This is a genomic window from Aeromonas sp. ASNIH8 (assembly GCF_002919855.1).
Classification (GTDB): domain Bacteria; phylum Pseudomonadota; class Gammaproteobacteria; order Enterobacterales; family Aeromonadaceae; genus Aeromonas; species Aeromonas caviae.
Genome location: NZ_PQLN01000142.1, coordinates 1 through 7800, shown reverse-complemented (window position 1 = coordinate 7800; position 7800 = coordinate 1). Strand labels below are relative to the sequence as shown.

The 7800-nt window shown below is 54.4% G+C and carries 5 protein-coding genes and 1 pseudogene; all 6 read right to left on the bottom strand.

The features are described 5' to 3' along the window. Window positions 1–22 precede the first annotated feature (22 nt). Window positions 23–3301, bottom strand: a complete 3279-nt coding sequence (locus tag C3418_RS21900) for a type I restriction endonuclease subunit R (protein WP_103859278.1) — start codon at window positions 3299–3301, stop codon at window positions 23–25. Next, entirely contained in the window at window positions 3298–4791 is a 1494-nt protein-coding gene (locus C3418_RS21895; protein ID WP_103859277.1) for a VWA domain-containing protein, read from the bottom strand. The genes C3418_RS21900 and C3418_RS21895 overlap by 4 nt, the downstream gene beginning before the upstream one ends. Further along, the gene (locus C3418_RS21890) at window positions 4782–6287 is read right to left on the bottom strand and encodes an AAA family ATPase (RefSeq protein WP_103859276.1); all 1506 of its coding nucleotides are present in this window, start codon (window positions 6285–6287) and stop codon (window positions 4782–4784) included. Before C3418_RS21890 ends, C3418_RS21895 begins: the two co-directional genes overlap by 10 nt. Before the next feature lie 114 nt (window positions 6288–6401). Next, window positions 6402–7088, bottom strand: a complete 687-nt coding sequence (locus tag C3418_RS21885) for a UPF0149 family protein (RefSeq protein ID WP_103859275.1) — start codon at window positions 7086–7088, stop codon at window positions 6402–6404. Continuing rightward, window positions 7085–7285 carry a hypothetical protein gene (locus C3418_RS21880; protein WP_258040161.1) on the bottom strand — a complete coding sequence of 67 codons (201 nt, stop codon included), beginning with the start codon at window positions 7283–7285 and terminating at the stop codon, window positions 7085–7087. Before C3418_RS21880 ends, C3418_RS21885 begins: the two co-directional genes overlap by 4 nt. 37 nt (window positions 7286–7322) lie before the next feature. After that, window positions 7323–7800, bottom strand: a pseudogene (locus C3418_RS21875) (IS630-like element ISAhy2 family transposase); the annotation flags it as partial.

Genomic DNA, 7800 nt, shown 5'->3' with positions numbered 1-7800 from the left:
CCGAATAGGCACATTCATCTGATCAGACTCCGCTCAAGCCGACTCGGGTGATCTGCACCACCATCTCGACGATCTTCTTGGCCTGCTCCATACCACTGCCGATTGCTTTGCACTCCTGGAACATGCGTGGCAACAGTTGCTTGCGAATACCCGCCTCGATGTTCTGCGGGTTGATGGAGTGCTCGGCCACCGACGCATCCACGACCGTATCGATCTCGAAGGCCAGCTTTATCCACTTCTCCTGTACCTGGCTGTCGGTGATGGCGAACACCTCAGGCAGCACCTTCTTGAACACCCCAAAGTAGGCCTGAGCGTGGCGATGCCCAGCAAAAGCGTCAGGAATGTCACTCAGGCGGCGCTCATGCACCTGCTCTTCGAACTCACGAAACAGCATGTACTGCTTGAGCGGATGCTCGAACAGCTTCTCGGCATCAAGGATGGCCTGGCGCAGCAGCTTGGAGAAGGCTTCCTGGGCGTAAGGGTCGTCGCGTAGCTCCTGCTCAATCATGCGGGTGACCCGAGTCTTGATGATGTCGGTCTCGTTACGGGTCTTGTTCTCGTTCCACTCTTCTGGCTGTTTTTGGCCCATCTTGCCGACTTCATAGAAGCCACCCGGCTCTTTGACCTCTACACCGACCACATGCTTATCCAACAGCTTCTTCACCTGCTCGGCATATTCGTCGTAGTCAATCTTCTCACCTGCATCCTGCTGCACCAGTTGGCGCAGGCTGGAGAGCTGTTTCACAGTCTCCTTGTAGTGGCGACGATCCGCCTCGCTAAAGGCGCTGTCCTCGAAGAAGGAAGCTGACTGCAACGCCACTTTCAGGCAACTGGCAAACGCCGTGAGCGCCTCGTAGAAGTCTTCGCGCACCTTGAGGTTCACATCCACCAGTTCGCCGTCCAGTTCCTCCATCTTGGGCACCAGCACTTGGCGCAATTGCTCGATATCCTGCTTGTTCTTTACCCCGGCGAAGATACCCCACAGGGCCTGATAGAGCTGTGGCAGCCGCTTGTACTCGGTGCCCATCTGGTTGTAGAGGCCTTTGAGGTCGTCAACGTCATAGCCGCCCTGGGTGCGGGAAGCGAGATCCTGATACTTACCGATGGTGGTATCCAGCTCGGATAAGATGCCGCGATAGTCGATAAGCAGGCCGAACTGCTTCTTTGGGTGCAGCCGGTTGACCCGTGCAATCGCCTGGATCAGGTTGTGCTCTTTGAGTGGCTTGTCGATATAGAGCACGGTGTTCTTTGGTTCATCGAAGCCGGTCAACAGCTTGTCCACCACGACCAGCAACTTGAGGGGATCATTCTCATCAGCAAAGCGTTCGATAAGCGCTTTGGAATACACCTGCTCATCCTGAGTGCCAACATTCTCCTTCCACCACTGAGTGACCAGCGGTGTGGTCGATTCATCCACCTCGGTGTTGCCTTCCCGGCTGTCGGGCGGACTCATCACCACCGCCGACTCGAACAGCCCCGCCTCGTCGAGGTACTTTTTATAGAGCACCGCCGATGCCTTGCTATCGCAGGCCAGCTGGCCCTTGAGCCCCTCGACAATGTGGTTTGAAAAGTGACTGGCGATATCGAACGCAATCAGCTTGATGCGATCCTCCGCGCTGTAGATCTCGCCCTTGCGGGCAAATTTGCGTTTCAGATCGGCCTGCTGCTGCTCGTTTAACCCCAGGGTGATACGCTCAAACCAGCTGTCGATGGCCCGCTCGTTGACCTCCAGATCGGGGATGCGCTCCTCATAGAGCAGCGGCGTCACCGTTTTGTCCTCGACCGCCCGCTGCATGGTGTAGGCATGGACGATGGGGCCAAACTTGTTGGTGGTCTTGTCATCCTTGAGCAGCGGTGTGCCGGTAAAGGCGACAAAAGCGGCATTGGGCAGCGCCTGCTTCATGCGGATATGGTTCTCGCCGCCCTGGCTGCGGTGGCCCTCATCGATCAGCACGATGAGATCCGGGCTCTTATTGATGCATTCAGGCAACTTGGTGGCTGAGTTGAACTTCTGAATAAGCGAGAAGATGATCCGCTCGCTGCCCTTACCGATCTGCTCGGCCAACCGCTTGCCCGAAGTGGCCATGGCCGCTTCTTTATCTTTCTTGCCCGCGAGTTCACCGCTGGAGGCAAAGGTCTTGCTGAGCTGGCTCTCCAGATCCACCCGGTCGGTAACCACCAGCAGGCGACACTGTTTCAAACTATCGTGCAGGATCAGCGCCTTGCTGAGGAACACCATGGTGAACGACTTGCCCGAACCAGTGGTGTGCCAGATCACCCCACCTTCTCTCCCGCCATCGGGGCGTTTCTGGTTGATACGCTCGATTAACCGCTTGATGCCAAACACCTGCTGGTAGCGGGCGACTATCTTGCCCGCCTTCTTGTCAAACAGGGTGAACAGGCGGGTCATCTCCAGCAGCCGATCCGGGGAGAGCAGGCTGATTAGCAGCCGATCCTGATCACTGACCACCAGCTCGCCAGCCGCAACCAGCGACTGATACCAGTCCAGATCGGCGGCGGGTCGGTGGCTAAACAAGGCAGAGAGTTGTTCAGATGAAAGCGGCTGATTCTTGATGGCTGTCATCTCACCATCACCGATGTCCTCCTCACGCCAGGCGGCCCAGAACTTCTCCGGCGTACCGCAGGTGCCATATCGTCCCTCGATACCGTTGATGGAGAGCAGCAACTGGCTGTAGGAAAACAGCTGCGGGATCTCGTCCGGGCGCTGGTTGCGCAGGCTCTGGGAGATCCCCTCCTTGATGGTCGGCCCTTTTTTGGCGTTGCCATCCGGGCGCTTGGCCTCGATCACCACCAAGGGCAAGCCATTGACGAAGCAGACGATATCCGGGCGACGCGACTCGATGCCCCCTGCGCGGGTGACCCGAAACTCTTCGGTAAAGGTAAAGCAGTTATTGTGCGGATTGTGCCAGTCAATCAGGGGGATGGTGGGGCTCACCTTCTTGCCATCGACAAATTCGGTCACCGACATGCCATAGAGAAGGTGGTTATAGAGCCGCTCGTTGGCCGCCTGCAACCCTTCATTCAGGGCCGGACTACACAGCTCGCTCACCAGATTGTCCACTGACTTAGGGGAAAGCGGATAGGTTTTGCCCGCAAACACAAAGGTGCGCTCGGCCAGTACGCTGCGTAGCTGTTGACGCTGCACCACCTGATCGGCCTTGCCATCCCGCGCCGCCAACGCCTGTTCAGGGGAGAGGAAAGTCCAGCCCAACTGGGTCAGCAGGGTCAGGGCTGGGATCTTGGCGCTGTACTCTTCTTGAAATTTCGGCAAGGCCTTCATAACGGGGATGCCTCAAACTGGTTGTCAATTTTTTGCTGAAAGCCGATCAACTCATGAATGATACTCGTCGTCGGGTTATACACCCACTCATGATCAAAGAGACTCTTTAGCCGCTGAACCATATAGGCAGAGCCGACCACCAGAGAGTAAAAGCGGTTACCCTTACCACGCTGTTGCTCGATATTTGCCTGGGTCGCCGGTGGCAGATCCGCCATGATGAAGTCAGAAATCATCAGCAGGTCAGCCTTTTGGTATGTCTCTGCGGCCATGGTTTTCAACGCATGGCCAAGGGCTGGTGTCGCATCAGTACCGCCATGAAACGACATTTTCAGAAAGTCGATTATCGACGCAAGGCCCCATTCTCCACTCAACTCCAACGTCTTGATACCCGTAGAGAAGTTAATCAGGTAACAGGGGCGTTGCTCCTCTCTCGCTTTGGTTGCCAGAAATAGCGTCATCGCTTTGGCGATCGTCTCGGGCGCCCCGCTCATCGAGCCACTGGTATCAACGCAGAGGATCATGGGGCCGCGCTTCTCCTCTTCGTTGACCGGCCTCTCCTCTTCTCGTTCAACATGCAGATGTTGAGTCTGCATACCTGCCATATCAAAGCTCATCAGTCGTGACTCGACGAACTTCAAATCAAACAGCAATGCGGTCTCGTCATCAGCCAACAGGGCTTTCTCGCTGGGCAATACATGCTCCAGATCTCGTCCCAACCTAATACCCACTATCTCCTCTCGGGAGTTGATATCGGGCAGACAGAGATCCAGAACGTGGTTGACCTTCACCCGCTCAATCTTTTCGGAGAGTTCAATCTGCCGGATCTTGCCGAGCAAGTCGCATAACGCATGCAACCCCTTGTCGTTTGCCAGATAGCTTGCCCACTTCTGGAACTGGGCCAGATCTTGGGCAGAGAGCTGGCCACTGGAGAGATCAACCAGTCGCCCCGGATCCAGCCCCAACGCTTCAAGCAGCGGTTGCAACTGCTGCAACAGCTTGAGCATGCTCTCCAATCGTTCCATTAACTGGCGACGCAGCTGCTCGATCCTAGCCAGCTCCCAACTATTGCGGGCTTTATCCAGCACCTTTTGCCATTCAGTAGCCAGCAGTTGGCAACTGACGGCCTTATCCGCACTCGGCGGCTCCGCGTCCTGACCGAAACTATCGGCAACCTGCTTTTGCCAAAATGGCGGATCCACCGGGTGCTGGCTGGCTTTACAGAGCGCGAGATAATCCTTCACCGCCCCTTGAAAAGAGGCTTTGGATATATCGCCAAGCGCACTCTCTCTTCGCCAATGGTTCAGCTTGTGGGCATGCTCAGCGAATGGACACTCGTTGGTCAACGCTGCCTCAGTATCTCTCTTCCACTCCTCGATGTGCTGCGAGACCTGGCTGGTCAGCGAGCTGGAGTGAGCCAGCAATCCACCATAGCTGTCGCGGAGTTCTTTTTGAGCGAGATGCGAAGCACTCTCCACCTGGCTTATTTGCATAAGGCTTCCAGCCGTTCACAATCTTTGATACGCAATTTGAGCCGAGCAATCTGCTCGGTAATGCCATCAATAGCCAATGCGCTCTGCTGGGCAGGAACGAAAATGGATGCCAATTTTTTCTCATAGCCTTGGCACTGTTTTTCTATCTTATTCAGAGTGGCTATAAGCTGTTCTCTGGTTTTTGCCACCGACTCAGCCAATGAGGTGATAAGCCGCTTGTTAATATTTGGTTTCTTGTCACCTTTATGGAAGAGAACTTCTGGTTTGAAATTAAAACTGCCATATCTGCTCTTCATTGATATCCGACAAGTACCCTGGCCATCAAATTGACAGACAATATAATTTAGTTCATTACCCGTTTCACTTGTCGGGTGGAATTCATGTGTGTTCTTAAGGTTATCCAATGGAATAAAAATGTAAGAACCAATCCTAGTATTATCAAAGTCGTTCTTCACTTTGAAAAAAGCGTGCCCATTAATAATCTGTGTATCGTAAATATCAGTGGCACTGAAAAGTTCATTATGGATCTCTTTCTCCAATGATTCTTTTTCGGCATCAATCTGCGCGAGATTAATACCACTGTCAAAACCGGTATCCTTAACGGCTTGCTCGACGATATCGTTAACGGCAAGACGGTTCTCTTCATGGGTCCACAAGCAGTGCCGCAATAGCAAGGCATCACTGTGATTGGTTTCGCTGCGGCCATTAAAGAGGGCAGCGGCCTTGAGCAGTTGGGTCGCCCGCTGCCAGCGGCGGTCGGAAACATAGACCTTCAGTTTGTCATATTTGGTGGCGAGTTCACTGCGGATCAGGCGAATAATGGTCAGGGTTTCCGGTGACAAACTCACCTCATGCAGTTGCTCTCGCCATTTAGCCCACTCATCGGCCTTCACAATAAGCGAGTCATCAACCCTGATGGCCGCCTCGGTCGGTTTGCACGCCAGCAATCGTTCAAAATTATCAGACTGCTCAATGGGCCCGACCATCAGGCGGATGATAAAGCGATCATAGAGCGCATCCAGCCCCTGATTGGCATCGGGCGTTTCATTTGATGCAGCCACCAAGGCTTTCAGTGGGGCCTGCTCGATCTGTTCGCCGTTGCGAAAGGTGTGCTCATTGATAAGTGTCAGCAGGGTATTGAGGATCGCCGGGCTCGATTTCCATATCTCGTCCAGAAACGCGAAATCGGCCTGGGGCAGATAATGCTCGGTTTTACGAACATACCGATCCTCTTTGAGTGCCTTGATCGAGATGGGGCCAAAGACCTCCTCGGGGGTACTGAACCGGTTCATCAGGTACTCGAAGTAGGCCGGATTGGCAAAGGCACAGGCGATGCGACGGGAGATCAGGCTTTTGGCCGTGCCGGGTGGGCCGTAAAGAAAGGTATTCTGACCACACAAGGCACCCAGCAGTGCCACCGAGATCACCTCCTCCCGCTCAAACATCCCTTCACATACCGCGTTGACCAGCCGTTCCATCCGTTGTTGTAATTTCATGTTTATCCCTAACTGACTGTTTATCTTATTTAATTTTTATGGTGATGCGATGCAACCAAGGCTCGCCATTCGCCTGGCCGTCACCCTCACTGAGGGTACGGGCCGAGCGCCTGATCAGTGCAAACAGCACTGCTTGTACTTCTTGCCGCTACCACAGGGGCAGGGCTCATTGCGCCCGACCTTGGCAGGGGCCTTGGCCGGTTTCACCGATGGCGCCGCGACAGGCCCCCTGTTTGGCCCCCGTTGTACGAGAAAATAGGCGTGCAATTTCAACGCGGCAGGGCCCACTTCGGCCACGCTCTGCTGATGTTCCGGCAGCGACAGGCTGGCAAGCAGTGGCAATTGGTCATCGCTGCCATGCAGGCGGATCACCTCAAGCCAGGTATCCAGCTCCTCTGGCAGTGCTGGCCAGTTCCCCAGCGCCATGCCAGGCAGATAGCCAAAGCACCACTCTTCGGCGTTGCAGATCTCTTGTTCTTCGAAAAGATTGACCATCAACACAGGGATAAAGTGCTCGGGCTGATAACAGAGGGTATGGGCCAGAATATTCATATGGCCCATGATAAGGTCCAGCGCCCGTTTCATCTCCCGCTCGGACGACCACTCGGGGGGCATGCCGCCCCAGAGTGCCGGCCACCACTGGCTCGGCGATACCAGCTTGGGGCCGGAAAGCACGGCGGTCAGAAAGCCGTCGAGTGCCGACAGACTCAGCATCGAATCGTCGTTGCCATACTCCATCAGCCGCTGCTCCAGCCACTCAACGTCAGCCTCGGTCATGGGGTGAAGGGTCACTTTTTTCATGCTGCCTCCTCGACCTTGACCCGCCGTTTACCGGTCAGCAGTTGTTGCATCAGGGCCTGTTTTTCTTGCTTTAAGGCGTCGAGTTTTTGTTGCAGGGTGGTAATTTCTTGATCGGCAGTGGAAAGTACTGCTGCGATTTTTTGTTGCTCGTTGGCATCTAGAGGAACTTTGAAGTCTTTCTCTTTTAATTCACGCATGTGGCGGCTATAACCTAAATAACTGATCCTAATAGTGCTACACCTTTGCTGTGCCATAGCCATTCCCCGGGAAAGGAGACACGGTATCCATGAAGTGTTTCACTCGAGCCAGCAGGTTGGCCATCCCTCTGCATTGATGATTGCGCGTGATGGTTTCATGCAACTTGTGCCACAGCCGTTCTATGTGATTAACCCAAGGACTGTAAACTGGCTGGAATACCAGGCAGAACTTAGGGTTTTTCTTCAACCATCGCTCGGTCTGTTTGCTTTTGTGAATGATGTAGTTATCGAGGATCAGCGTGATGGTTTTGGCTCGTCGGTAGTGGCGACGCAGCTTTTCCAGCATGGCGATAAACAGGGATGAGTTTTTCTTTATCCCACTGACGTAAAGCACTCTTCCGTTGCCTGCATGGAGAACGCCTGCCAGGTAATGTTTCGCGTTCTGTCCCGGCGTGACAACCCGCTTTTGCTGCGCTCTGAACATCCAGTCGGCCCCTAATTTGGGATTGAGGTCT